General features: G+C 65.4%; 26 protein-coding genes. 10 read left to right on the forward strand and 16 right to left on the reverse strand.

The window, feature by feature from the left end:
• Positions 1-40: 40 nt before the first annotated feature.
• Together CEY09_RS13405 and CEY09_RS13410 are read right to left on the reverse strand one after the other, a co-directional pair.
• A complete protein-coding gene (locus CEY09_RS13405) occupies positions 41-1,234 on the reverse strand; it encodes a DUF3734 domain-containing protein (protein ID WP_088588987.1) in 1,194 nt (397 codons plus the stop codon).
• A 14-nt stretch (positions 1,235-1,248) separates the two neighbouring features.
• Positions 1,249-1,854, reverse strand: a complete 606-nt coding sequence (locus CEY09_RS13410; protein ID WP_167390074.1) for a DUF4136 domain-containing protein — start codon at positions 1,852-1,854, stop codon at positions 1,249-1,251.
• A gap of 164 nt (positions 1,855-2,018) precedes the next feature.
• Here CEY09_RS13410 and CEY09_RS13415 point away from each other — a divergent pair, with 164 nt between their 5' ends.
• Positions 2,019-2,813, forward strand: a complete 795-nt coding sequence (locus CEY09_RS13415; protein WP_088588988.1) for a TOBE domain-containing protein — start codon at positions 2,019-2,021, stop codon at positions 2,811-2,813.
• 10 nt (positions 2,814-2,823) lie between these two features.
• Here CEY09_RS13415 and CEY09_RS13420 read toward each other — a convergent pair whose 3' ends face one another.
• The 4 genes from CEY09_RS13420 to speD all read right to left on the reverse strand — a co-directional run bounded on the left by CEY09_RS13420 (position 2,824) and on the right by speD (position 5,442).
• Positions 2,824-3,510 (reverse strand): ATP-binding cassette domain-containing protein, encoded by a 687-nt coding sequence (locus CEY09_RS13420; RefSeq protein WP_088588989.1) that lies wholly within the window; start codon positions 3,508-3,510, stop codon positions 2,824-2,826.
• Positions 3,507-4,193 carry a molybdate ABC transporter permease subunit gene (modB, locus tag CEY09_RS13425; RefSeq protein ID WP_006225661.1) on the reverse strand — a complete coding sequence of 229 codons (687 nt, stop codon included), beginning with the start codon at positions 4,191-4,193 and terminating at the stop codon, positions 3,507-3,509. The genes CEY09_RS13420 and modB overlap by 4 nt, the downstream gene beginning before the upstream one ends.
• 23 nt (positions 4,194-4,216) lie before the next feature.
• On the reverse strand, positions 4,217-4,975 hold the full coding sequence (gene modA / locus CEY09_RS13430; RefSeq protein WP_006225660.1) for a molybdate ABC transporter substrate-binding protein: 759 nt from the start codon (positions 4,973-4,975) through the stop codon (positions 4,217-4,219).
• A gap of 116 nt (positions 4,976-5,091) precedes the next feature.
• Positions 5,092-5,442 (reverse strand): adenosylmethionine decarboxylase, encoded by a 351-nt coding sequence (gene speD / locus CEY09_RS13435; protein ID WP_088588990.1) that lies wholly within the window; start codon positions 5,440-5,442, stop codon positions 5,092-5,094.
• Here speD and CEY09_RS32170 point away from each other — a divergent pair.
• A complete protein-coding gene (locus CEY09_RS32170; RefSeq protein ID WP_158218668.1) occupies positions 5,431-5,589 on the forward strand; it encodes a hypothetical protein in 159 nt (52 codons plus the stop codon). The two genes, speD and CEY09_RS32170, sit on opposite strands and share 12 nt — an antisense overlap.
• Before the next feature lie 27 nt (positions 5,590-5,616).
• Here the strand turns inward: CEY09_RS32170 and CEY09_RS13440 are convergent, their stop codons facing one another.
• The 3 genes from CEY09_RS13440 to CEY09_RS13450 are packed head-to-tail and all read right to left on the reverse strand — an operon-like array spanning position 5,617 to position 8,552.
• Complete coding sequence (locus tag CEY09_RS13440; RefSeq protein ID WP_088588991.1) at positions 5,617-7,086, reverse strand: DUF4178 domain-containing protein; 1,470 nt, start codon at positions 7,084-7,086, stop codon at positions 5,617-5,619.
• Positions 7,087-7,092: 6 nt separating this feature from the next.
• Positions 7,093-8,124, reverse strand: coding sequence for an SPFH domain-containing protein (locus tag CEY09_RS13445; protein WP_006225657.1), 1,032 nt, complete (start codon positions 8,122-8,124; stop codon positions 7,093-7,095).
• A gap of 41 nt (positions 8,125-8,165) precedes the next feature.
• The gene (locus tag CEY09_RS13450) at positions 8,166-8,552 is read right to left on the reverse strand and encodes a DUF350 domain-containing protein (RefSeq protein WP_006225656.1); all 387 of its coding nucleotides are present in this window, start codon (positions 8,550-8,552) and stop codon (positions 8,166-8,168) included.
• 89 nt (positions 8,553-8,641) lie between these two features.
• Here CEY09_RS13450 and CEY09_RS13455 point away from each other — a divergent pair, with 89 nt between their 5' ends.
• From CEY09_RS13455 to CEY09_RS13485, 7 genes are all read left to right on the forward strand, one after another.
• Entirely contained in the window at positions 8,642-10,153 is a 1,512-nt protein-coding gene (locus tag CEY09_RS13455; protein WP_006225655.1) for a polyamine aminopropyltransferase, read from the forward strand.
• Positions 10,153-11,796, forward strand: coding sequence for an NAD(P)-binding protein (locus CEY09_RS13460; protein ID WP_088588992.1), 1,644 nt, complete (start codon positions 10,153-10,155; stop codon positions 11,794-11,796). The genes CEY09_RS13455 and CEY09_RS13460 overlap by 1 nt, the downstream gene beginning before the upstream one ends.
• Positions 11,797-11,878: 82 nt before the next feature.
• A complete protein-coding gene (locus CEY09_RS13465; RefSeq protein WP_088588993.1) occupies positions 11,879-13,126 on the forward strand; it encodes an NAD(P)/FAD-dependent oxidoreductase in 1,248 nt (415 codons plus the stop codon).
• 28 nt (positions 13,127-13,154) lie between these two features.
• Positions 13,155-14,000: a transporter substrate-binding domain-containing protein gene (locus CEY09_RS13470; RefSeq protein WP_088588994.1), complete on the forward strand. Its 846-nt coding sequence runs from the start codon at positions 13,155-13,157 to the stop codon at positions 13,998-14,000.
• A gap of 10 nt (positions 14,001-14,010) precedes the next feature.
• Positions 14,011-14,802, forward strand: a complete 792-nt coding sequence (locus tag CEY09_RS13475) for an amino acid ABC transporter permease (protein ID WP_088588995.1) — start codon at positions 14,011-14,013, stop codon at positions 14,800-14,802.
• 2 nt (positions 14,803-14,804) lie between these two features.
• Positions 14,805-15,584: an amino acid ABC transporter ATP-binding protein gene (locus CEY09_RS13480; RefSeq protein WP_088588996.1), complete on the forward strand. Its 780-nt coding sequence runs from the start codon at positions 14,805-14,807 to the stop codon at positions 15,582-15,584.
• A gap of 3 nt (positions 15,585-15,587) precedes the next feature.
• Entirely contained in the window at positions 15,588-16,253 is a 666-nt protein-coding gene (locus CEY09_RS13485; RefSeq protein ID WP_088588997.1) for an aspartate/glutamate racemase family protein, read from the forward strand.
• Between the two features lie 83 nt (positions 16,254-16,336).
• On the opposite strand, the gene CEY09_RS13490 is transcribed toward CEY09_RS13485, so the two are convergent.
• From CEY09_RS13490 to CEY09_RS13500, 3 genes are all read right to left on the reverse strand, one after another.
• Complete coding sequence (locus tag CEY09_RS13490; protein ID WP_088588998.1) at positions 16,337-17,131, reverse strand: ABC transporter ATP-binding protein; 795 nt, start codon at positions 17,129-17,131, stop codon at positions 16,337-16,339.
• Positions 17,132-17,275: 144 nt separating this feature from the next.
• Positions 17,276-18,163, reverse strand: a complete 888-nt coding sequence (locus tag CEY09_RS13495; protein WP_088588999.1) for an ABC transporter permease — start codon at positions 18,161-18,163, stop codon at positions 17,276-17,278.
• A gap of 391 nt (positions 18,164-18,554) precedes the next feature.
• On the reverse strand, positions 18,555-19,526 hold the full coding sequence (locus tag CEY09_RS13500; RefSeq protein WP_006225649.1) for an ABC transporter substrate-binding protein: 972 nt from the start codon (positions 19,524-19,526) through the stop codon (positions 18,555-18,557).
• Between the two features lie 284 nt (positions 19,527-19,810).
• Between CEY09_RS13500 and CEY09_RS13505 the strand changes: the two genes are divergently transcribed.
• Positions 19,811-20,767, forward strand: a complete 957-nt coding sequence (locus CEY09_RS13505) for an aldo/keto reductase (RefSeq protein WP_088589000.1) — start codon at positions 19,811-19,813, stop codon at positions 20,765-20,767.
• A 3-nt stretch (positions 20,768-20,770) separates the two neighbouring features.
• Here the strand turns inward: CEY09_RS13505 and CEY09_RS13510 are convergent, their stop codons facing one another.
• The 4 genes from CEY09_RS13510 to CEY09_RS13525 form a co-directional block, all read right to left on the reverse strand.
• On the reverse strand, positions 20,771-23,215 hold the full coding sequence (locus CEY09_RS13510; RefSeq protein ID WP_088589001.1) for a TonB-dependent siderophore receptor: 2,445 nt from the start codon (positions 23,213-23,215) through the stop codon (positions 20,771-20,773).
• A 93-nt stretch (positions 23,216-23,308) separates the two neighbouring features.
• A complete protein-coding gene (locus tag CEY09_RS13515) occupies positions 23,309-24,277 on the reverse strand; it encodes a FecR domain-containing protein (RefSeq protein ID WP_088589002.1) in 969 nt (322 codons plus the stop codon).
• On the reverse strand, positions 24,274-24,774 hold the full coding sequence (locus tag CEY09_RS13520; protein ID WP_088589003.1) for a sigma-70 family RNA polymerase sigma factor: 501 nt from the start codon (positions 24,772-24,774) through the stop codon (positions 24,274-24,276). Before CEY09_RS13520 ends, CEY09_RS13515 begins: the two co-directional genes overlap by 4 nt.
• 80 nt (positions 24,775-24,854) lie before the next feature.
• Positions 24,855-25,826, reverse strand: coding sequence for a Bug family tripartite tricarboxylate transporter substrate binding protein (locus CEY09_RS13525; protein ID WP_006225644.1), 972 nt, complete (start codon positions 25,824-25,826; stop codon positions 24,855-24,857).
• Positions 25,827-25,973: the final 147 nt, after the last annotated feature.

The following is a 25,973-nucleotide window of genomic DNA, read 5'->3' on the forward strand; positions in this document are numbered from 1 at the left end:
GCGTATGGAGGCAAGTATCAGACCGGTCTTATTCCTGCCCCTAGCTGCGCTTGCCGTTGCGGTGGATATCGTGCGTCACGAAGCAGCTGTCTTCGGTGGGCCGGGCCAGGATGCCTGGCTTGGCCAGCGTCCGACGGATGTCGGACAAGCCGGATTCCCAATGTTCGCGCATGGCCTCGGTGCCGAACTCGTAGTCTTTAGAGAAGCGCTCAAGGTGCTTGGACTCGTAGATCAGGTTGATGATGTTGGTTGCCGGCGTGTGCGACAGCTTGCGGATTTCTGCCAGTTCGGGCGCGCTGCGCTCGCTCTCGGGCAGGCGCTCCAGCAGGCGCTGCAGGCCATGCCGCAACTTCAGCACGCGCCGCAACTGGTCGGTGACCAGGCGGGTCCGGCTGGAATACTGGATGTCCTTTTGCCGCTCGGCCACCTCTTCAAGCGTGGTCGGCAGGCCGCCGCGGGCGGGCCACAGGTCCACCTGGAAGGCCAGCGTGTCGCGCATGTTGTCGGTGGTCAGCACCTGCGCCAGCGGGGTGTTGGACACGACGCCACCGTCCCAATAGTGTTCGCCGTCGATTTCCACCGACGGGAAGCCGGGCGGCAAGGCGCCCGAGGCCATGATGTGCTCGGGGCCCAGCTTGTCTTTCAGGCTGTCGAAGTAGGCGAAATTGCCCGTACGCACGTTCACCACGCCAAAGCTGGACCGGACCGACCCGCTGTTGAGCAGGTCGAAATCCACGAATTCGCGCAACGTGGCGGCAAGCGGCGTCGTGTCGTAGAAGCTGGTGGAGGCAGCCCCGCGGCCGTGGGCCCAATAAGGCGGGGGGAAGCGCGGCTTGAAAAAGCCCGGCTGCCCCGAGAACAGGGCCTGGAACGCCGACAACTGGCCGTTCATGGCAGGCGATCCGAATCCGAAGGGAATGCCTTCGAACATGCCCGCCAGCGTGTCCCCCCACGGCACCGAGGCAAACCCCGCCGGACGGCAGATGCTTTCCCAGAATCCGCGCAGCCGGTCAACGCGCTCATCCTCGCGGGAACCCGCAATGATGGCCGCGTTGATCGAGCCGATGGAGATGCCGGATATCCAGTTGGGCCGGATGCCCGCTTCGTGCAAGCCCTGGTACACCCCGGCCTGGTAGGACCCCAGCGCGCCCCCGCCTTGCAGCACGAGGGCGACGGTTTCGTAGGGAGGCGTATCGCCGGTGTCTGTGGACTGGGCCTTGCGGCGAGTGGTCATGCAGCTACCTCTGGCTAGCGTTTGCTTTTATCCGGCACTTGCGGCGCGGCGACTCCCGCGCGGAACGGATACTTGGCGAAGATCTCGGCAACGGCCTTGTCCACGCTTTGCGGCGAGCCGGCGGTTTCGGGATTCTGGACTTCGCCTACGGCGACGCCTTCCCACACCAGCTGCTTGCGGCGCGTATCGACGAGGTCGATGTTGAGGGTGCCTTCAGTGTACTGGTAGACGTCGTCGCCCCAGCCGTAGCCGGGCCAGCCGCCGTAGAACCCTGAACGGTAGCCATAGTACGGCCCCATGGGCGGCGGCGCCGGTGTGACCTGCGTCTTTTGCTGGAGCTTGGCGCTGAAGTTGACGAGCAGGTCGGGGTTGGTCGCGCTATAGGCATAGCCGCGCATTTCCATCTGGGCGCGGGTCGCGTCCTTGAGCCTTTCGGTCAAGAGGCTGCTGTAGCCCGCCTTGTCCGTGCCCAGCGGCGTCATGTAGCCGAACGTGCGGTACTGCACGAAATCGGCCTGTTGATCGTAATCGCCTTTCACCGTCGGGCCCGATGCGCACGCGGCAAGCAGTGCCGTCATGGAACCCGCCGCCACCCATTTCAACGCTTTGAACGCTTTCATGTCGTTATCTCCGAGAGCCCAGGGCGTAAACATAGTGCCGCGAACCCCGTAAAGTTTCAACAGAATCTCATTCGCATCCTTAAATTCAACGCCCGCGATACCCCTGCCCCCTGCGACGCGTCCATTACACTCCGGGATGACTCCTGACCCGATACACACTTGACATGTTGGAACTAGACGGCTCGATCTGGTTTCGTTCCGGCGCCCAGACCTGGGGCGGAAAGAACCGCATAGACCTGCTGGCGCAGATTGACGCCACAGGCTCCATCACGGCTGCCGCGCGCGCCGTGGGCATGAGCTACAAGGGAGCCTGGGACGCCATCGACGCCATGAACAATCTGGCGGGCGAACCCCTCGTCGTGCGGGCGGCCGGCGGCAAAGGCGGCGGCGGTACGCAGTTGACCGATCGCGCACGGCGCCTGATCGCGACGTTCCGGGCGCTGGAGTCCGAACACCGGAAGTTCATGGACAGTCTGACGCGCGCTGGCCTGGATGCCAGTGGCGACATCGACCTGATGAGGCGTTTCATGCTGAAAACCAGTGCACGCAATAAACTCCTGGGCACCGTCATCGAAGTCCGAGCCGGCGCCGTCAACGACGAGATCCTGCTGCGCATCGCTGGCGGCCACACCATCGCGGCCACCATCACTCGCGAAAGCACGACGGAACTGGGCCTGGCGCCCGGCAAGGAAGCGATCGCGCTGGTAAAGGCGTCCAACGTCATCGTCGGCGCGCCCGGCCCCGGCCTGCGGCTGTCGGCCCGCAACCAGTTGCAGGGCAAGATCAGCGCCGTGCGCCCGGGCGCGGTCAACAGCGAAATCCTGATCGGCATGGATGGCGGCACGACGCTCGTGGCCATCGTCACCAATGAAAGCGCCACCGACCTGGGGCTGGCCGTCGGCGCGCCGGCCGTGGCCATCTTCAAGGCCTCCAGCGTGATCCTGGGCGTGCTGGACTAGGGCCTGGGGTTCAAACGCCCAGGTCTTCATCGCGGCGGCCCACCTTGCCGTCGCGCACTTCGAAGACTTCGTCGGCCAAGGCGTCGACGTCCGCCGGATCGTGGGTGATCAGCAGCATCGGCACGTCCAGTTGCTGCTGCAGAACGTTCAGTTCCTGGCGCATCTTGCCGCGCAACTGCGAATCCAACGCGGAAAACGGCTCGTCCAGCAGCAGGATGTCGGGCTGCAGCGTCAGCGCGCGGGCCAGGGCCACGCGCTGCTTTTGCCCGCCTGAGATTTCGTTCGGGTAGCTGCCTACGATGGAGCCCAGCTCGAACGCATCGACCCAGCGTCGCGCTTCTGGCCCGACTTCGCGCTTTGGCGGGTTGAGCCACCCGCGGCGCAAGCCGAACGCGATGTTCTGCGCCACCGTCAGATGCGGGAACAACGCATAGTCCTGAAACAGGTACGCCACGCGGCGGGATTGCGTAGGCAGGCAGATGCCCGCCTGCGCATCGAACAGCACCCGGCCGTTGATGTCGATGCGCCCAGCATCCGGCCGCAGCAGGCCCGCCACGGCGCGCAACGTCAAGCTCTTGCCCGCGCCGGACGGCCCGAACAAGGCGATGCGCTTGGACGACGACCTGAACGCCACGTCCAATTCGAAATGCCGGTCGCCCGAGACCATGCGCTTATTGACCTGGATGCTGACGCTCATCGCCCGCCTCCGTTGCGTTGGCCGGCGCCGATGGGCACCAGCTTGCCCGCCACCAGCAGGACGACGACGCAAGTTACCGACGTGACCAGCACCAACAGGTTCGCGGTGCGATCGTCGCCGGCCTGCACGGCTTCATAGATGGCGACCGACAAGGTCTGGGTTCGGCCCGGCAGGTTGCCAGCGATCATCAGGGTTGCGCCGAATTCGCCCAACGCACGGGCGAATGCCAGCAGCACGCCTGCCGCGATGCCGCGGGCAGCCAAGGGCAAGGTCACGCGGAAGAAGACCCCGGCCTCGCCGACGCCCAGCACGCGCGCCGCGTTCTCCAGTTGGCTGTCCACGTTTTCGAAGGCGGCTCGCGCCGACTTGAACACCAGCGGAAAAGCCACCACGGACGCCGCGATCACGGCGCCTTGCCAGGTGAACACCAATTCGATGCCCCACCCCGCCAGCGTTTCGCCGATGACGCCGCGCCGGCCCAGCAAGACCAGCAGGTAATAGCCCAGCACGGTCGGGGGCAGCACCAGCGGCAAGGTCAGGATGGCGTCCAGCAGGTCGCGGCCCGGCCAGCGCCAGCGCGACAGGCCGAACGCCGCGGCGGTGCCCGCCACCGTGGCCAACAGCGTTGCCCAGCCTGCCACTTTCAGCGAAAGCAGCAGGGGCACCCAAACCGGATCAGTCATCAGTTCCTGCTATTGAACAAGGCTCAGGGCTTCTGGAAGCCGTAGCGCGACAGGATTTCCTGGCCGGCGGGCGACAGCACATAGGCCACGAAGCTTGCGGCTTCCTTGGCGGCGGCTTCACGCGTCGTCACGGCGATGGGATAGGTGACGGGCGTTTGCGACGGCACGCGCACGGCGACCTTGACCTTGTCCGGCATGATGGCGGCGTCGGTGGCGAACACGAAGCCGGCGTCCACTTCGCCGCGCGACACGTAGTCCAGGCTTTGGCGCACGTTCTGGGCCAGCACGCTCTTTGCCTGCACGGCGCTCCATAGTCCGGCGGCTTCCAGCGCGCCTTGCGTGTAGCGGCCGACCGGCACCGATGCCGGGTTGCCGTAGGCGATGCGCTTGACGTCGTCGCGCGTCAGGTCTTTCAGGGCCGTGATGTTGGCCTTGCTGTCCGTCGGTACGATCAGCACGATCTGGTTGGCGGCGAAGTCCACGCGGGACGCGGGCTTGACGGCCTTTTCCTCGACGGCCTTGTCCATCGCCTTCTGGTCAGCCGAGGCGAACACGTCAGCGGGCGCGCCCTTCACGATCTGCTGCAGCAGCACATCGGAAGCGCCGAAGTTCAGGACGACCTTGGTGCCGGGGTTCGCCTTCTCGTAGCCTTGCGCCACTTCCTTGAATGCGTTGGTCAGGCTGGCGGCGGCGGACACGACCAGGTCGCCGGCATGGGCGCTCGCGCCCCAGAAGGCGGACAACGCCAGGGACAGCGCCAGCAAGGGGCGTTTGCAAGACATGATCTTCTCCTCGGGGATCGCGATATTGGCAACGAAATATATATAGGTATATAACGCTAGTCAATTTGCGGCCAAAGCGCAAATTGAGCCAGATCAAACCTGTGGAAAAGCCGGGTTCAGCCGCGGGCGACCGTCGTGACGCGCACCGACTCGGGCGCCAGCGCGGCTTGCAGGCAGGCCAGCGCCCGTTCAGGCTCTGCCGACCCGCACATGAAGATGTCCAGGGCCGCGTAACGGTGCTCCGGCCAGGAATGGATGCTGATGTGCGATTCGCTCAGCATGACCACGCCGGTCACGCCGGCGCCTTCGCCGAAATGATGGAAGTGGGCGCTCAGGACTTGGGCGCCGGCGGCCTGGGCGGCCGCGATCATCTGTGCCTCGAGCGCGGCGGCATCGGTCAGGCGATCGGCCGCGACGCCGCTGAAGTCCGCCAGCACGTGGCGGCCAGGCGTGGCATGGACCGTCACTTGTGGGATCCGCCGGACGACCAGCCCGAACTGCCGGACGAACTGCTGCCCCAGCTGCTGCTACTGCTGCTGCCGCCGCTTCCGCCCGCCATGCGGACGCCGGGGGAGCTGGCGCCGGTGGCGGCCATCACCACGACCAGGGCATAGATGGCATACAGGAACTTGCCCATCGTCCTATTCGTCCTTTCCGGAGAGCTTGTCCGCCAGCTTGGCGGGGAACCACAGGAACGCCAACCCGATCAGAATCGGGACAAAGCGGCCATTGAAGATATTGCCCATGTTCAGGAACAGCATCCCGATCGTGGCGAACCACGCCCATTTGCCGTAGCCACCCGGCTTGCCGCCCAGCGGCAGGGATTTCTGCTTGGCCAGTTCGGCGTTGCCGAACCATTCGGCCAATTGCGCAGGAGCAACAGGCGCCGCAGCCGACCAGCCGAGTTCGGCCTCGCCCAGTTCGCGCGTCAGTTTCAGCGTGCCGGCCTTGTAGTCGGTGATCCTGGTGGTGTCGCCCGCCTTGACGCGCCAGTTGAACGCACCCAGCGGCACCTCCACGCGCGAGGTGTAGTCGTACAGCTTCTGGTACAGCTTGGAACGCCAACGCACGCTGGTCGCGTTGTTGTAGCTGGGCCAGGTGTCGCACACCTGCACGCGCTCCCAGCCTTCGTCCGTTTCCACCAGCCAGATAAAGCCCTTCTGCGGATTGAACAGCAGGTATTCGATCCAGTCCGAGGGCTCTTCGGGATCCGGGTCGGCGCATTTCATCAAGCCAATCAGCGTAAAGCTGGCGCCGTCGATCTTGGCCACCGCGCCGAGCGACAACGTGGTCTTGATCGACTTGACCTTGTTCGCCTTCTCGATGACTTCCGCCGTGGGGCCCGAGCAATCCACCGTCGCCGCGCAGGACGGGCAGACCACCTGGGTGGCCATGGCAGCCACGAAGCTGATGGGGCCGCCGCAATTCGGGCACTCCAGCGCCTTGATCTGGCCGCGGAACCGGCCGGCCGTTTCCTGGACCTGCTCGTTGGTGCGCAAGGACCCCGCCTGCATGGCGGACAGGTCGAACGCGCGGCCGATGTAGAGCTCCGGCTCGGGGCCGTCGGAAAAATCCAGCGTCAGGAAGGCGTCCAGGCTGCGGAAATCCGCCACCTTGGCTTCCCAGCCGTCGCCGGGCACGAACGGCAGTTCGCCCTGCGCCCCGCCCGCCTTGCAGGCACGCACGTCGGCGGCAATGAAACGCTGGCCGTCCAGCTTCAGTTCGTCGCCGGGCGCGATGTCGGCAAAGGCCGGCATGCCCTGCGTGGACTTGACCTTGCGGCGGCGCGTCAGGGCGTACTGGCCCGAGGCGTCCGACAGCCAGCCGTCGGTCCCGTCTTCGAACCAGACATACCACTCGTTCCAGTAGCCTTCGTCAAAACGCAGCTGGATGCGGCCGACCACGTCGAAACGCTTGCTGTCGGACTTGCCGGTCGCCCCCAGGCACAGGGGCGAATAGTCTTCCAGCACGTCGGCCATTTCGCCGATGCGCCTGACCGAATCAGCATCTTTCAACAAGGTGCTGCGGCAAGCGCCGCAGACCGCCATGACCGAAGCCGTGGACGTGAACTTGACCGGGGCGCCGCACTGCGGACACAGAACCTGCTGCATGGGGCCTTAGCTGGTGAGTTTCTTCAGCACTTCCGCCTTGGCCGTGTCGTAGTCGGCGGCGGTGATCAACCCCTTGTCCAGCAAGTCCTTGAGCTGCTGCAGCCGGGCGACCGGGTCGACGGCCGCGGCAGCCGGCGCGGCCTGCTGAGCAGGCTGCGCTTGCTGGGCCGGCTGGCCCTGGCCTACGCCCAGGCCGGCCGCCATGGTCTGGCCCAGCGCGGCGCCGGCCGCCAGGCCCGCACCGATGCCGGCGATGCCGCCTTCGTTCTGCGCCGCCAACGGGATCGACGTGGCCGTCTGGTACTGGGTGAATTTGCCCAGATCGCCCGCCATGCCCATCGAAATCCGCGTATCCAGCGCCTTTTGCAGCTCTTCGGGCAACGACACGTTTTCAACCGTGAAGTTGTCCAGCTTGACGCCGTAACGGTCGAACACCGGCGCCAGTTGTTCGCTGATGCTTTGCGACATCAGGCCCTGGTTGCCGGCGATGTCCAGGAACGGCACCTTGGAGCCGCCCAGCGCCGTCGTCATCGCCGCGACCACCATGTTGCGCAACTGCGCTTCCAGGTCGTCGACGGTGTATTCGTCACGCGTGCCGCTGATTTCGCGATAGAACTTGGCGGGGTCTGTGATCTGATAGGAATACACGCCGAAGGCACGCAGCCGCACCATGCCGAATTCGCTGTCGCGCAGCGTCACCGGCTGCGCGGTACCCCAGCGGCGGCCCAGCTGCAGGCGCGTGCTGAAGAAGATCACGTCCGACTTGAAGGGCGACTCGAACAGCTTGTCCCAGTTCTTCAGGTACGTCAGGACCGGCAGCGTCTGCGTGGTCAGCTTGTACATGCCGGGGCCGAACACGTCGGCCACCTTGCCTTCGTTAACGAACACCGCCATCTGCGATTCGCGCACGGTCAAGCTGGCGCCGTACTGGATTTCGAAATCCTGCATCGGATGGCGCCAGGCGAGCACGCCATCGCGATCCTCGTTCCATTGCAGGATGTCAATGAACTGCTTGCGGATAAATGAACCGAGACTCATGGATTGTCCTCCCGTGTCAGATCGGATGCGGCGCGCCTGCCTTAAGTCAGGCAGGCGGCGTTGACGACGCCGGCGGACAGCGAGATCGCGCCGATCAGGCCGCCCATGGCGATATTGTTTTGTTCGATGGCTTCGTTCATCCCGCGGATGGTCTGCGCGACCACGACGTACACGACGATCTGCACCACCATGGCGGCAACGCCCCACACCAGGAACATGACGAAGCTGGCGTGCACGGCAATGCTGGAGCACAGAGTGAAACTGAAACCGACGAGCGCGCCGCCATAGGACAGCACCGCGGCGATATTGCCTTCGCGGATCAGCTCGAATTCCTTGTAGCGCGTCACGGCGGTGTAGACCGCCGTGAAAATGCCCAGCATGACGAGCGCCGAGACGATATAGATCAGATAGGTCACCGCCGGATGCATCGCTTCTCCCATTGCCACCCTCCCAATTGCGCGCAGTATATACGCGGCGTTCGATATACTGCGAACGCATTTTTCGTGTCGGACACCTCATGCGCGACCGCGTTCTCATCCTATCGGTATTGATCGTTGCTTCCTGCGGTTTGGGCTATGAGCTCATCAGCAGCGCGCTGGCCAGCTATTTACTGGGCGATTCGATACTTCAGTTCTCTTCCGTCATCGGCTGCTATTTGTTCGCCATGGGCATCGGCTCGTGGTTGTCAAAATATGTAAAAGACGAAGACGTTTTGAATCGGTTTATCGACGTCGAACTGCTGGTCGCATTATTGGGAGGGGTTTCCGCCGCCGTCCTGTTCCTGGTTTTCGCCTGGCTGTCCGCCCCCTTCCGCGCCGCCTTGTACGTGGGGGTGTTCGTCATCGGCCTGATGGTCGGCATGGAAATCCCGCTGGTGATGCGCGTCTTCAACCAGCGCAAGGCCGAATTCCGCGAAATCGTCAGCCGCGTGCTGACGTTCGACTACCTGGGCGCGCTGGCCGTGTCCCTGATCTTCCCGTTGCTGCTGGCGCCCAAGCTGGGCCTGCTGCGCACCAGCTTTCTCTTCGGCATCATGAACGCCAGCGTGGCGCTGTGGACCACCTGGCTGTTCCGCACCGAAATCCGCCGCCCTGGCGAAAAGGCCATCCGCGCCTGCGTGGTGATCGGTTTCCTGGCGCTGGGCTTCATCTATTCCAGCGCCATGACCGCCTGGGCCGAAAAAGGCCTGTACGGCGACGACGTGGTGCACGCGGAAACCACGCCCTATCAGCGCCTGGTCGTGACCCGTTGGCACGACGACCTGCGCCTGTACATCAACAACAACCTGCAGTTCTCGTCGCGCGACGAACACCGCTATCACGAATCGCTGGTGCATCCGGGCCTGCAGACGCTGCCCTGGGCGCGTAATGTGCTGGTGCTGGGCGGCGGCGATGGCCTGGCGGTGCGCGAAATCCTCAAGTACAAGAACATCGAGCACGTGACGCTGGTGGACCTGGACCCCGCCATGACCGGGCTGTTCTCGCGTTCGGAACCGCTGGTCAAGCTGAACCAGGGGTCGTTGAAGGACCCGCGCGTCACCGTCATCAACGACGACGCCGGCCGCTGGCTGGAAACCCACGCCGAGGTCTACGACTTCATCGTGGTGGACTTCCCGGATCCGTCGAACTTCGGCCTTGGCCGCTTGTACTCGGTGCCGGTCTATCACCTGATGGCGCGCCACCTGGCCGAAAACGGCTACATGGTGATCCAGTCCACGTCGCCCTACTTCGCGCCGCGCTCTTTCTGGAGCGTGGACGCCACCTTGAAGGAAGCCGGCCTGAACACATGGCCGTACCACACCTATGTGCCGTCCTTCGGCGACTGGGGCTTCATCCTGGCCAGCAAGCGGCGCGACTACACGCCCCCCGACAAGATCACCGTGCCCACGCGCTACCTGGATCCGGCGACCACGCGCGAGCTCTTCCATTTCCCGGCCGACATGCCTGCCCTGGCGATGCCGCCCAATCGCTTGAATGAGCAGTCGCTCGTGCGTTATTTCGACGAGGACTGGCGCAAGGTCATCCGCTGATGAGACGCCGCAGCTTCCTGCTGGGCGCCACCGCCACGGCGGCGGTGGCGGGCACGGCCGGCTATTACCGGTCACGCATCGTCGAGACCACCCCGGATGTCCATTACCCCGGCATGCAGGCCGGCCACGCCTTGCGCGACGGCGCAGCGCTGCCCGTGCCGGCCGCCAGCTACCGTCACGGCGTCGCCATCCTGGGCGCCGGCGTGGCCGGCCTGTCCTGCGCCTGGAAACTGGCGCGGGAGGGCTACACCGATTTCGTCGTGGTCCAAGGCCCGGAATTCGCCGGCAACGCGGCGGCCGGCCGCCAAGGCGAACTGGACTACCCGCTGGGCGCGCACTATCTGCCGCTGCCGTCCATGGCGTCGACCCACGTGCGCGAGATGTTGGCCGACTTCGGCATCATCGAACGCGGCGCGGGCGAACTGCGCCCGTACTACGACGAATCCATCCTGGTGCATTCGCCGCAGGAGCGCTTGCTGCGCAACGGGCGCTGGGAAGACGGGCTGCTGCCCATGACCGGGCTGCCCGAGGCCGACGTGGCGCAGCACCGCCGGTTCCTGGCGCTGATCGACCAGTTGCACACGCAAGTCGGAAGCGACGGCCGCAAGGTATTCAGCATTCCCATCGTGCTGTCGTCGCAGGACCCCGCGTGGCGCGCGCTGGATGCGATGACGTTCAAGCAGTGGCTGGAGCGCGAAGGCTATACCTCGCCCGCCCTGCACTGGTATCTGAATTATTGCTGCCGCGATGACTACGGCGCGCAGTACGACGTAGTGTCGGCCTGGGCCGGCCTGCACTACTTCGCCAGCCGCGACGGCCACGCCGCCAACGCAGGCGAAGGCGCGGTGCTGACCTGGCCCGGTGGGCTGGCCGCGCTGACGGACCGCATGCGGGACGCGATCAACCACAAGTTGGGGCACACCCGTTGGCTGCTTGCGGGCACCGCCGTCCGGGTGACGGAAACGCCCGCCGGCCCGCTCACGACCTGCGTGACGGACGGCCCCACCCCCGGGGCCTACACCGTGCAATCGGGCCGCACGGTCTGCGCCGTGCCGCTATTCGTGGCCCAGCGCCTGCTGCCGGACATCCGCGCTTACGGCTATGAACCTGCCGTGCATGCCACGTCGCATGCGCCGTGGCTGGTGTCCAACTTCGTGCTGGAAGGCTACCCGCTGGAAGCGCCCGGCGAACCGCTGTCGTGGGACAACGTGGTCTATCAAGGCCGCGCGCTGGGGTACGTCGTGTCCACGCACCAACTGCTGCGCGTGACCCGGTCGCCGCGCACGGTATTCACCGCCTACCACGCGCTAAGCGGGCAGACGCCGAACGCCGCGCGGCAATGGCTGGCCACGGCCAGCCCGCAAGCATTGCGCGACGAAGCCGCCGCCGATCTGGTCGCCGCTTATGGCCGCGAGTTCTGGCGCAACGCGCGCCGGCTTGACATCACCGTGCGGGGCCACGCGATGGCCTCCCCGCTATGCGGCTATCTGTCCAACCCGGGACTGGCCGCGCTGCGGAACGTCGACGGGCCGATCCTGTTCGCGCATGCGGACTTGTCGGGTTATTCCGTCTTCGAAGAAGCCTCGTGGTGGGGCGTCGTGGCGGCCGGCCGCATCCTGGGCGAAAAGCCCCCGTCGGCCTGACGGACACCTAGCACAATTGTGCTTCATCGCCGTGTATGGGCTGCAATACAATCGCCGTCCTTGACGCTTAAAAGAACGACACATGGGAAAGCACGTCATTGTCCTGGGAGCGGGCATTGTGGGTGTCTGTTGCGCGCTGGAATTGCAGCGCCGAGGCCTCACCGTCACCCTGGTCGACCGGCAGGAGCCTGGCATGGAAACGTCCCTGGGCAATGCAGGCGTCCTGGCGCGCAGTTCGCTGATGCCGTTCAACCATCCCGGCTTGTGGCGCCAGTTGCCCCGATTGCTCAAGAACGACACCGTCCAGTTCCGCTACCGCCGCAGCTACCTGGCGAAGAACCTGGGTTGGGCAGCCCGGTTTCTGTTGAACGCCCGACCGGCGGTCTTTCAGGAAACCGCGGCGGCGCTGGACGAACTGATCCGATTGTCGGCGCCGGAACACCTGCGGTTGCTGGACGCCAGCGGCGCCCGGCATCGCCTGCGCGACACCGGCTGGATTTTCCTGTATCGCTCCGAACAGGCCTGGAATGGCGGTGAGCGGTCCCGCCGGGCCTATGCGCAATTCCAGGTTCCGACCCAGATGCTGGCCCCGGCCGAACTGGCCGACCTGGAACCCGCGCTGGCGCCGATCTTTCATCGGGCGCTGTGGATCCAGGGTTCGTATTCGGTAGACGATCCGCATGAAGTGGTCGCGGCCTACGCCGACCTCTTCCGCCGCTCGGGCGGCACGTTCAGGTGTTTGACAGCCAGCGGCATCCGCCGCGACGGCCAGGGCTGGACCGTGCACGGCGCGCAGGGTTCCGAAACGCTGCGCGCGGACCAACTGGTCGTGGCGCTGGGGCCCTGGTCCAAAAGCCTGCTGAAGACGACGGGCATCGATCTGCCCATGGCGTTCGAACGCGGTTATCACATGCACTACAGCGGCCAGAACGGCGCGCGCGTATCCCGCCCGGTCTACGACACCGGCGGCGGCTATGTGCTGTCGCCCATGGCGCGCGGCCTGCGCCTGACGACGGGGGTCGAGCTGGACGACTGCGAAGCGCCGGCCAGGCCGGTGCAACTGGAATTGTCCGAAGCGCGTGCGCGCGAGGCATTCCCGCTGGGCGAACGGCTGGATCCGGCCGCCTGGCTGGGCCGGCGGCCCACGCTGCCTGACAGCCGCCCGATGATCGGCGAGGCCCCGCGCCATCCCGGCCTGTGGCTGGCCTTGGGCCACCAGCACATCGGATTCAGCACGGCGCCAGGAACGGCGAAGATACTGGGCGAACTGATGTTTGACGCCAACAGCCGAGCGCGCCATCACGCGTTCCGCCCCGGCCGCTTCATCTAGCAGCCCGCACACTTTTGAGGAGAAGTCGATGAGCACAAAACGTAATTTCCTGGCGTCCGTCCTTGCCCTGGCCAGCCTGGCCAGTCTTGGCCTGCCGAGCGCCGCCCAGGCCCAATCCGCCAACGAGACCGCCATGGAGCGCATCATGCGCACCAAGACGATCCGCATCGGCGCCATCGCCGGCGCCATCCCCTACTTCAACAAGAACCTGAATACGGGCAAGTGGGAAGGCTTCGGCCCCGACTTCGCCGAGATGTTCGCGGCTCGCCTGGGGGTCAAGACCGAATACCTGGAAACCACCTGGGGCAACTCGGTGCTGGACGTCCAGACCAACAAGATCGACCTGATGTTCGGCATGGCGCCCACCCCGGCCCGCAAGGAAGTGGTGAACTTCTCGGACACGCTGTTCAATAACACCTACACCACCGTTTGCCGCAAGGGATTCGTCGGCAAGTCGTGGGCCGAACTGGACACGCCCGAGACCCGTGTGGTCGTGGACGTGGGTTCCAGCCATGACCAGCTGGCCACCCGCGTGCTGCAAAAGGCGAACGTGACGCGCCTGGAGAACTCTGGCGCCGCCACCCTGGCGCTGTCCTCGGGCCGCGCCGACTGCCAGATCCTGGTCGTGCTGCTGGCCAAGCCGCTGCTGGAAAAGCGCCCGAACATCGGCACGATGAGCATCCCCGCTCCGGTCGAAACGGCGCCCGTCAGTATCGGCCTGCGCAAGGAAAGCGACGACTCCCTGCAGAAGGCGGTCAACGCCTGGCTGGCCGACATCCGCGCGAAAGACGAAGTGCGCGGCGTGATCCTGGGCAATATGCAAAAGCTCGCCGGCGTACCGCCCGAGGCGTTCCCGCCCGAAATCAAGTTCTAAGGCCTGCGCCATGAATGACCAGAATGGAACCCTTCCCTCCCGATCCCGCCTGACGACCTGGCTCTTTGTCGCGGTCGCCGCGATCGCGCTGTTCGCGATCGTCAAGAAATGGGACAGCATCGCCGGAAACGCCGTCAACTACGACTGGGATTTCAGCGTGCTCTGGGAGTACCGCAAGCTGATCGCCACCGGCGTGCTGAACACGATCCTGTTCACCATCCTGTGCGTGTTCCTGGGCCTGGCGATCGGCCTTGTGACGGGTCTTGGGCGGCTGTCGCGCAACGTGTTCATCACGGCGCCGCTGCGGGCCTACATCGAAGTGTTCCGCTGCACGCCGGTCCTGGTGCAGCTGGTCTGGTTCTACTACGCCTTGCCTGTCGTGACCGGCATCGAAATGTCGCCGGTCATGGCGGCCACGCTATGCCTGGCGCTGTACGGCGGCGCCTTCTATTCGGAGATCATCCGCGGGGGCATCATTTCGACCGATGCCGGACAGACCGAAGCCGCCAAGGCACTGGGCATGACGCCATCGCAGGCGCTGCGCCGCGTGGTGCTGCCGCAGGCCTTCAAGAAGATGGTGCCGCCGCTGATGAACCAATCGATCATGCAGCTGAAGAACACGTCGCTGCTCTCGGTGCTGGCCGTGCCGGACCTGCTCTACCAGGGCCAGGTCATCGCCCACGATACGTACCGCCCGCTAGAGATCTACACCTTCATCGCGGTCGCGTATTTCGTGATCCTGCTTCCGTTCACGATGTGGGCCAAGAAGCTGGAATTCGGCGGCATCAGCAAAGAGGCATGACCATGAGCACCCCCATCATCAGCATCCAGGGCTTGCGCAAGTCGTTCGCCAATCAGGAAGTGCTCAAGGACATCAACTTGCAAGTCGAACGGGGCCAGGTCGTGGCGTTGATCGGCCCGTCCGGCTCCGGCAAATCCACCTTGCTTCGCTGCATCAACCTGCTGACGATCCCCGACGGCGGCCAGATCACGGTAGGCAACCAGTCGCTGACTTTCCAGGGCGCGCACACGCGGCTGCCCAGCGAACGCAAGCTGGCCAGCTTTCGCGCATCCGCCGGTATGGTGTTCCAGCACTTCAACCTGTTCCCGCACATGACCGCGTTGCAGAACGTGATGGAAGGCCCGGTCACCGTGCTGCGCCGGCCGAAAAAGGAAGCCGAGGCGCTGGCCCGCGAACTGCTGGGCAAGGTGGGCCTGCTGGAACGCGCCGATTACTTTCCGGACAAGCTGTCGGGCGGCCAGAAGCAACGCGTGGCCATCGCCCGCGCGCTCGCGATGCAGCCCGCCGTCATGCTGTTCGACGAGGCCACGTCGGCGCTGGACCCCGAGCTGGTGGGCGAAGTGTTGAACGTCATCAAGGGCTTGGCCCGTGACGGCATGACCATGATCCTCGTGACGCACGAAATCGGCTTTGCCAAGGAAGTGGCGGACCAGGTCGTCTTCATGCGCGACGGCGTCGTGGCGGAAGCCGGCCCCCCGGATGTCGTGATCGGCAACTCCCGGAACGAGGCCACCCGCGCGTTCCTGGCGCGCTTTAACCGCGCGCCCGGCGTGGAAGGCTAAGCCATGCGCACCGACGGATTCCTGGGCGTACTGATGCTGGACACCCGCTTTCCGCGCCCCCCGGGCGACGTCGGCAACCGCGAGACCTACTCGCGCGCCGGCATCCCGGTGCGCTTTGTCACCGTGCAAGGCGCCTCGCCGCGCAAGATCGTGCAGGAGGCCGACCCGTCCTTCCTGCAGCCCTTTGTGGACGCGGCCGTGGCGCTGGCCGCGCAGGGCGCCCGGCTGATTTCAACCAGCTGCGGGTTTCTGGCCAGGTACCAGACGGTGCTGCAGGCGGCCGTTCCAGTGCCCGTCGTCACTTCCAGCCTGCTGCAGTGCCAGGGCCTGGACCGCGTCGGCATCGTGACCTTCGATGCGCAGTCGCTGTCGCGCCCCCTTCTGGACGCCGTGGACGTTCCCGCCGACGCAGTCGTCGAGGGCATCGCGCCCGGCTGCGAAATGCACGCGCGCATCCTGGCGAACGCCCCCGAGATGGATCTGGCCGAAGTCGAACGCAACGTGGTGGACGCCGCCCGGCGCCTCGCGGCGCGCGAATCCGGCCTGCGCAACATCGTGCTGGAGTGCACCAACATGCCCCCCTACCGCGATGCCGTTGCCCGCGCCACCGGCCTGCCCGTGCATGACATCGAAACCTTGCTTCTGGCGCGCTGGCGCGAACTGCCCTAGGCGCTGCGACACGCACCCTGTCCTGCGACAAAAAAAGCGCGCGGCCTATGCGGGCCGCGCGCTTTTGCCTGAACCGGACGGAATCAGCCGAGCAACAGCGCGTCGTCCGACAGCTTCTCGCCACGCACGCGTTCGAACATCGCCAGCAGGTCCGGCACGTCCATGCCGCGGCGCTCTTCGCCGGACACGTCAAGCACGACCTGGCCTTGATGCAGCATGACCGTGCGGTCGCCCACGTCCAGCGCCTGGCGCATGCTGTGGGTGACCATCATGGTGGTCAGCTGGTTCTCGGCGACGATGCGGGCCGTCAACTGCAGCACGAAGTCCGCCGTGCGCGGGTCCAGCGCCGCGGTGTGCTCGTCCAGCAGCAGGATGCGCGACGGCTGCAAGGCCGCCATCAGCAGGCTGACCGCCTGGCGCTGACCGCCCGACAAGAGACCGATGCGGTCGGTCAGGCGGTTTTCCAACCCCAGGCCCAGGGTGGACAGGCGTTCGCGGAAACCGTCCTTCATCGATGCCTTGACGGCCCGGCCATAACCGCGCCGCGCGCCGCGCATTTGCGCCAACGCCATGTTTTCTTCGATGGTCAGATCTTCGCACGTGCCGGCCATCGGATCCTGGAACACGCGGGCCACGCGGCCGGCGCGCGCCCAGACGGGCTGGCGCGTGACGTCCACGCCATTGATGTCGATGCGGCCGGAATCGACTGGCAGGTCGCCCGATACAGCGTTCAGGAACGTGGACTTGCCAGCGCCGTTGGAGCCGATGACGGTCACGAACTGGCCTGACGGGATTTCCAGCGACATGCCTCGCAGGGCGCGGGTCTCGATGGGCGTGCCAGCGTTGAAAGTAATCTTGAGATCTTTAGCGGACAACATTTCAGTACTCCATTGTGCAGTCGCAGCACCCGCGCTGCACGAGGCTGGCGCAGCTAGACTGGGGCCGCCGCGGAGCCGGCTTTGCCGGTCCGCCAGCGGCGCCCCCTTGAGGGGGAAGCGCCACAGGCGCTTCAGGGGTGGGCATCAACTTTTCTTGCCGACCAAGCGGCGCTTGAGCATCGGGATGACCAGGGCGACCGTGACCAGCACCGCGGTGACGAGGTTCAGGTCTTGTGCCTTCAGGCCGATGAAATCGCTGTTCAACGCCAGGGCGATGAAGAAGCGGTAGACGATGGCGCCAATGATGACGGCAAGCGTCGCCAACACCAGTTTTCGCGACGGCAGGATGCTTTCGCCGACGATCACCGCGGCCAGGCCGATCACGATGGTGCCGATGCCCATCGAGATGTCCGAACCGCCTTGCGTCTGCGCGAACAGCGCGCCGGCCAGGGCGACCAGCGCGTTCGACAGCGCCATGCCGCCCAGGATCATGCGACCGGTGTTGACGCCCTGCGCGCGGGCCATGCGGCCGTTCGAGCCGGTGGCGCGCACGGCCAGTCCGGTCTGCGTGGCGAAGAACCAGTCCAGCGCCAGCTTGGCCAGGATCACGATCACGATCAGGATCAGCGGGCGGGCGACGTAGTCGGAAATCCAGCCCGGCTGCAAGATCGTGAAGACAGTGGGTTCGGTGATCAGCGGCACGTTGGGCTTGCCCATGATGCGCAGGTTGATCGAGTACAGCGCGATCATCATCAGGATGCTGGCCAGCAGATCCATGATCTTGAGCTTCACGTTCAACCAACCCGTGACCAGCCCCGCGGCCGCGCCGGCGAAGGTGGCGATGATGGTGGCCGAAAACGGATCGGTGCCCGACGCGATCAGCGTCGCACAGACGGCGCCGCCCAGCGGGAAGCTGCCGTCAACGGTCAGGTCGGGGAAGCGCAGCAGGCGAAAGGAGATAAACACGCCCAAGGCCACCAGGCTGAAGATCAGCCCGATCTCCAACGCGCCTAACAACGAGAACAATGACATGGGTCAAATCCAATCAGGGTAAGGAAGGTGCATATTAAAGACTTGAAACGTCGGATTTCTTGCGTTTGGGGGTCAGTTTTACCCCAGCTTTCGCAATAAACGTTTCCCGGGCCGCCATTTTCGCTTGTTTCCTGCCAAAGCGTCTCCACGCGTGTCGGCAATGCCGCAAGCGGAGTCGTAGAAGACCGTTCAGGGAGCAAAAACGCCCGGTGCGGCACGCGCCGCATTGGCGGGGCACCTGGCAATTCAAGACCAGCAGACTGCGCCGGGCCGCGAGCATCTTGTGAACGCTGCCGCCCTGAAGACCTGGGGGTAAGGCAAGACACCAAAAAAACCTAACAAAAACCCCGCGCACGCCGGATAGGCGTGGCGGGGTCCGCGCGGAACCGCTTTACTTCACGACCACCGCAGCCGACTTGATGATGGCATCCGACAAGGTCACGCCTTGCTTGGCGGCAGCGCCCGGATTCACATACAGCTCAAGCTTGGAGATGGTTTCCGACGGGATCGCGCCGGGCTTTTCGCCCTTGAGGATACGCACGACCACCTTGCCCGTCTGCACGCCCAGGTCGCGGTAGTTGATGCCCAGGGCGGCGATGCCGCCGCGCTTGACGCTGTCGGTGTCCGAGGCGATCAGCGGGATCTTGGCGTCGTTGCCGACCTTCACCAGCGATTCGTAGGCCGACACGACGTTGTTGTCGGTGTTGGTGTAGATGACGTCGACCTTGCCGATCAGGCTGCGCGCGGCGGAAGCCACGTCGACCGAACGCGGGGCGGCGGCTTCGACCAGGCTCATGCCGTACTTGGGCAGGATTTCCTGGAGCTTCTTCACAACCACGACCGAATTGGCTTCGCCCGGGTTGTAGACCATGCCCACGCGCTTGGCGTTGGGGACGATCTTCTTGATCAGGTCAACCTGCTTGTCCAGGGCCAGCAGGTCCGACACGCCGGTCACGTTGGTGCCCGAGGCGTCCATGCTGGCAACCAGTTGGGCGGCAACGGGATCAGTCACGGCGGAATACACCACCGGCACGTCCTTCGTGGCGGCCACGACGGCTTGGGCCGACGGAGTGGCGATCGCGACGATGGCGTCGGGCTTGTCGCCCACGAACTTGCGGGCGATCTGCGCGGCGGTGCCGTTATTGCCCTGCGCACTTTGATATTGCCACTTCAGGTTCTTGCCCGCTTCATAGCCGGCTTGCTTAAGCGCGTCTTGCACGCCGTCACGCACGGCGTCCAGCGCCGGGTGCTCGACGATGGCGGTGATTGCCACCGACTTCTGCTGCGCGGCCACAGGCGCGGCGATAGCCATCGCCAGCGCCATGGCGCCAACCGTCAGAAAATGTTTTTTTCCGATCAGCATACTAAGCTCCTTGAACCCTTGATCGTTGTTCGTTTGGGGGTTGTCGTGGGGGTTTCGTGGGGGGTTTCGTCGTTATGGCTGCATTGGCGGTTTCCCGCCTGTTTGGCTGACCATAAAGCCGTATAGTCTAACTTGCCGCCAAGCAAAATAACTTGGGGGGAATCCCTGAAATGGTGCATGCCGCTCACCGCATGCCCCACACCGGGGCACGCGGCGCCAATATACTAAACCGGCGGCGGACCACCCTTTCCCGGCAGCCTGCCGCCGCATCCAAAGGCCCTACCATGATCAAACGCGCTCTAGGCCGTTCCGGCCTGCAAATCCCCCCACTCACCTTCGGCGGCAACGTCTTCGGCTGGACCGTCGACGAAGCCGGCACGTACTCGCTGCTGGACGCCCTGGTCGACGCGGGCCTGAATTTCATCGACACCGCCGACGTCTATTCGCGCTGGGTCCCGGGCAACCAGGGCGGCGAATCCGAAACGCTGATCGGCAAATGGCTCAAGCGTTCCGGCAAGCGCGACCGCGTGCTGATCGCCACCAAAGTCGGCATGGAGATGGGGCCCGACGCCCGCGGCCTGGCGCCCGCCTACATCCGCCGTTCGCTGGAAGCGTCGCTGGCCCGCCTGCAGACGGACCATGTGGACCTGTACCAGTCCCACAAGGACGATCCCGACACGCCACTGACCGACACGCTGGCGGAATACGCCAAGCACATCGAATCCGGCAAGGTGCGCGCCATCGGCGCGTCGAACTACACGGCCGTGCGCTTGTCCGAAGCGCTGATCACGGCGGAACGGCACGACCTGCCGCGCTATGAAAGCATCCAGCCGGAATACAACCTGTACAGCCGCGAGCCCTTCGAATCCGGCTTGCAGAGCCTGGTGAAGACCCAGCAGATGGGCACGATCAACTACTACGCGCTGGCCAGCGGCTTTCTCAGCGGCAAGTACCGCAGCGCGGCCGACGTGGGCAAAAGCGCGCGCGGCCAGAAGATTGTCGACACGTACTTGAACGACCGGGGCCTGCGCATCCTGAAGGCGCTGGACGAGATTTCCGAGGACGCCGGCTGCACGCCTGCGCAGGCCGCGCTGGCCTGGCAGATCGCGCAGCCCGGCATCACCTCGCCCATTGTCAGCGCCACCTCGATCGCCCAGCTGGACGAACTGGTCAAGGCCGCCAGCCTGACGCTGACGCATGACCAGTTGACCAAGCTCAGCCAGGCCAGCGAGTGGCGCTAGGCGTCAGAAGCGCTGGGTCAGCGTGACCAGCGCGGCGCGGCCTTCGCCATAGAAGACCGAGTTGTAGAAGCCCATGGAGCGGTAGTACTTCTTGTCGGCCAGATTGCGCACGTTCAGTTGCAGCTGCGTCTTGTCCGAGAAGTTGTACTGCGCCATCAGATCGAACAGCGCATAGGGCTTCTGCACGATCGAGCCGGATTGCAGGCCGTAATAGGTCTGCGCGCTGGTCTGGCTCTGCCACCGCACGCCGCCGCCCACCGTCAGCTTGTTCCACGCGCCCGGCAAGCGGTATGCCGTGCTCAGTTTCAGCAGCTGCTCAGGCTGGGTGGTCTGCACCTTCTTGCCGGTGTTGTCCTTGGACTGGCGGTACGTGTAGCCCAGGAAGACGTTCCAGCCCGGCATCACTTCGCCGGCCACTTCGGCCTCGAACCCGCGTGTGCGGGTCCCGTCCAGGATGTAGTACCAGCCGTCGTCGTGCGCATAGTCGTAGCCGCCGTACTCGGCGACATCCTTCTGGTCGGTCTGGAACACCGCCACGGACGCGTTCAGGCGGCCGTCCAGATACGACGCCTTCAGACCCGCTTCGTAGTTGTGGCCATATGCCGGCCCCGCCATCTCCCACGTCTGCGTCTTCACCATCTGCGGCTGGAAGATGTTGGTGTAGCTGGCATAGGCGGTATAGGTGTCGTTCAGGTCATAAGTCACGCCCACATACGGCGTGACCTCGGAGTACGTGTGGGAATAGCCCGTCACGCCCCAGCTGGTTTCCGTCGATTCCCAACGGGTCCAGCGCGCGCCGGTCAACAGGTACAGGCGGTCAGTCAGGCCCAGGCGCAGCGTGCCGTAGACGCCCGTCTGCTCGTTGCGGTTAGTCTGCGACAGCGCCAGGATGTCCCAGTTCGGCGCGGGCCAGTCGCCCGTCCAGTTCTTCACGTCGGGAATGGGGTAGGTCGCCTGGTCCGAGGTGTCCCAGCTTTGGTTCCACGCCTTGATGACCGAATGCGAAAAGCCCATGTTGAACTGATGGCGGCGGCCGAAAGCGTCGAAGTCACCGTCCATCGAGCCGCCGACCACGTCCTGGTCACTGCCACCCACGAACTTGCGCAGCAGCGGCGGCGTCGAGAAGCCGTCGATGGTCACCGGCACATCGGACGTGAACAGCAGCGGCGCGTCGAACTTGTTTTCCAGGCGGGTGTACGACAGGCGGGCGTTCCAGCCGTTGGCGAATCCGTGGTCGATCTGCGCGAAGTACTCGTGCGAATCGGTGTCCCAGCGCGACCATTTGGCGCCCATGGCCTGCCCCCTCGGCCAGTCGATCGGCTTGCCATTGGCGTCCAGGGCCGGCAAGCCGCCCCAGCTGATGCCGCTGGGACGCGTGCGCTGCACCGAACCGCCCACGCTGATGGTGGTGGCCTCGGCCACGTCCGCCTCGATGATGCCGTAGAGCACATCGCGCTTTTTCTTGTAGAGGTCCATGGTGTCGCCACGCCGTTCCTTGGCGCCGACAATGCGCCCGCGCACCGAGCCGGATTCATTGAACGGCGTGGACAGGTCCACTTCACCGCGGTAGGTGTCTTCGGTGCCGGCCGACAGCTTGAAGTCGCCCTGGAATTCGCGCGTGGGCCGCTTGCGGATGAAATTCACCGAGCCGCCGGGGTTGCCGGTGCCGCTCATCAGGCCGGTCGCGCCGCGGATGATCTCCACATGGTCATAGATGACGGGATCCAGGTTGCCGTCGCCGAATTGGTAGATGCCGTTCAGCGGCTTGACCACGCCGTCGAACTGGAACGTGTCCATGGAAAAGCCGCGCGAGTAGTAGCTCAGCCGCTCGGACTCCGCCTGCTGCACGTTCATGCCGGTGGCGTTTTCCATGACGTCGCGTACCGACGTGATGGACCGGTCGTCCATCTGCTGGCGGGTCAGCACGCTGGTCGATTGCGGCGTCTCGCGCTGCGACAGCACCAGGCCGTTGGCCGAACGCATCCAGTCTGCGGTGTACAGCCCGGTGCCTTCGGTCGTGGCGCCCGCCCCCAACACCACCACCGGCGCCAGCTGGGTCGCCTGCTGGCCATCCACGCGCTGCAAGAGGTAATCGCCGTCCGCCCGGCGCACGGCTTCAAGTCCGGTGCCCGCCAGCAACGCGGCAAAGCCCTGGTCCACGCCGTACCCGCCCTGCAGGCCGGCCGTCTCCATGCCCACGGCCAGCGCGGGGTCGAACGACAGCAGCACCTGCGTTTGCTGGGCAAAGCTGGACAGGGCCGCCCCCAGCGCGCCCGCAGGCACGTTCACGCTGTGGCGGGCCGCGGCCGCGGCGCCCGAGGACTGGGCCTGGGCGGGCGCGGGCGGCAACGCGGCGCCGGCCATCGCGGCCAGCACCAACGCGGCGAACGCCTTGACGCGCAGACCCGCCGGCGCGGCGGGATGGGAAGGGAAAAAGGGCAGAGACATTTCGTTGGGTTCCAGGCGAAGTGATGTGTTGCTTCACCCGTATGCCAATCGAGAATGCAAAAGTGACAGCGTGGCACGCAAAATTCTTTGCGCTTACCCTCGCGGGCCAAACACCACCCAATAGCGGGTGTACCGCCGCGCCTGCACCGGCAGCACGCGCTCGACGGCGGCCAGGACGCGGTCGGTGTCGCCCAGCGGGAACGACCCTGAAATGCGCAGGCCCGCCACCGCCGGATCGCACACCAACCGGCCCTTGCGATAGCGGCTGAGTTCGTCGACGAACGCATCCAGCCGCATCGCGTCGGCAAACAGCGCACCCTGGACCCAGGCGTCGGCGTGCGGCGCGGGCCTTGCGGCCTGAACGGTGCTTGCATTGAAATAGGTGCCGGCGCCCGCCTCCACGACCCGCGCGGCGCCCTCGCCGCCCGCCGCGGGTTCGATCCGGACCGCGCCTTCCGTCACGGCAACCCAGGCCTCGCCCTCCAGCAGACGCACCACGTAGCGGGTGCCGAGCGCGGTGATCCGCCCCAGCGGCGTGGCGACCGCGAGCGGGCGGCCCGGAACCGCCGGGTCCGCATGGGACGCGATATGCAACTCCCCCTTGCGCAGGACGATCAATCGCTGCGCGGCGTCAAAGCGCACGTCGGCCGCGCTGTCGGTATTCAGGGTGAGCACACTGCCGTCGGACAACGTGGTGACGCGGCGTTCGCCCACAACCGTGCCAAAGTCCGATGTCCAGGTCCGCCACGGCAGGCCGGCCGCCGCCGCCCCGCCCATGCCCAACGCCAGCGACAAGGCCTTCAAGGCCTGGCGCCGGCCGCGCGACGGAACACGGTCCAGCACTGCCAGCCCGGCCTGCGGTTCGACCTGGCCGAACTGGCGCCCGAGCATCTCGACGCGGTCCCACGCCAGCCGATGCAGCGGGCTGGCGTCGATCCAGCGGCGACAGGCGGCGCCGTCCTCCGGGGTCGCCTCATCGGCGCCCAGGCGGACGAACCAGATACTGGCTTCGCGGATGACCGATTGCGGCAGTTCGGCCCGCGCCGTGGCGCGCCGGCTCACCAGGCCGCCAGGCAGTGCTGCATGGCGCGCGCCAGGTATTGGCGCACCGAACTGACCGACACCTGCATGCGCTCGGCGATCTCTCCATGGCGCAGGCCTTCCAGCTGTGCCAGCAGGAACGCCTTGCGCACCTTGGCCGGCAGGCCGTCAAGCAGGCGGTCGATTTCGATCAGCGCTTCCAGTGCCAGGGCGCGGCGCTCGGGCGATGGCGCGAACGCATCTTCGACCAGCGCCAGGCTGTCCAGATACGCGCGTTCGATGTCGCGGCGGCGGAACAGATTGACCATCAGGCCGTGCGCGATGGTCGTCAGATAGGCACGCGGCTCGCGCAAGGTGCGCGTGTCGTCATCCCGCACCAGCACTTTCAGGTAGGTGTCGTGGGTCAGGTCGGCCGCGTCGAACGGGCACCCCGTCTTGCGGCGCAGCCAGTCGCGCAACCATGACTGGTGCTGAATGTAGAGCCCCTCGACGGGGGCTGGGGAACCGCTTTGATTCATGGCATTCGACGGACCGGAAAGCAGATTTACCAATGATAACGATTATCAATAGTAATCGGAATCCGGTCCGTGCGAGTGCATTAATCCAGCTTGACGCCGGAATCCTTCACGACTTTTGCCCAGCGATCCACCTCGCTGTCGACGAACTTGCCGAAATCGGCGCCCGTCAGCGTGGGAATCGACGACCCGTTGCCGGCCCAGGTTTCCTTGATCTTCGGCGTGTTCAAGGCCTTGGTGATTTCCACGGCCATCTTGTCGACGGCCTCTTTCGGCGTGCCGGCCGGCGCCCAGATGGCGTACCAGGTCGACACGACGTAGTTGGGTACGCCGGCCTCGGCGGCGGTCGGGACATCGGGCAAGGACGCCGAGCGCTCGGTGGCGGCCACCGCCAATGGCTTGATCACGCCCGCGCGGATATGGCCGGACGACGAACCCAGGCCGTCGAACGCCAGGTCCACCTGGCCGCCGATCAGCGCCGACAGCATCGGACCCGCGCCCTGGTAGGGCACGTCGACCAGCTTGATCCCGGTCTGCATGGCGAAGAGTTCGCCGGCCAGGTGGTGCGTGCTGCCTTTGCCGGCCGTGCCGTAGTTGATTTCGCCAGGATGCTTCTTGGCGTAGTCGATGAATTCCTGCAAGGTCTTCACCGGCAGCTTGGTGGCGTTGATGACCACCACCTGCGGCGGCTGGGCCACCAGGGCGACGGGCACGAAATCCTTCTGGATGTTGTAGTTCAGGCTCTTGTACAGCGACGGGGCCAGCGCGTGGTGCGCGCCGCCCATGAAGAAGGTGTAGCCGTCGGGCCGCGCCTTGGCGGCCACGCCTGCGCCCACCGTGCCGCCCGCCCCGCCCTTGTTGTCGATGACCACTGCCTGACCCAACTGCGTGGTCAGTTGCTGGGCCAGCGGACGGGCGAAGGTGTCGGTGCCCCCGCCTGCGGGGAACGGGACGATCAGCGTGATCGGACGCTCGGGCCATTGCGCGGCGGCGATGCCGCCGAAACCCAGGGCGGCCACGGCGAATACGGCCGCGGCGGTCTTGCGATATGTCATGTTGTCTCCTCTTTGCTGCATCATGGGGACGGCGCGGTTTTGTGCGTCTCGTCTCTTGAAATTCTTATGGAATGAAGCTGCCAGGACGGCGTTGCGTTGGGTGGGGATGGACCTCCTTGAATAAAAAAATGCCGGCCCATCGGGACC

Origin of the sequence: Achromobacter marplatensis (genome assembly GCF_002209535.1) — a bacterium.
GTDB classification, from domain to species: domain Bacteria; phylum Pseudomonadota; class Gammaproteobacteria; order Burkholderiales; family Burkholderiaceae_B; genus Achromobacter; species Achromobacter marplatensis.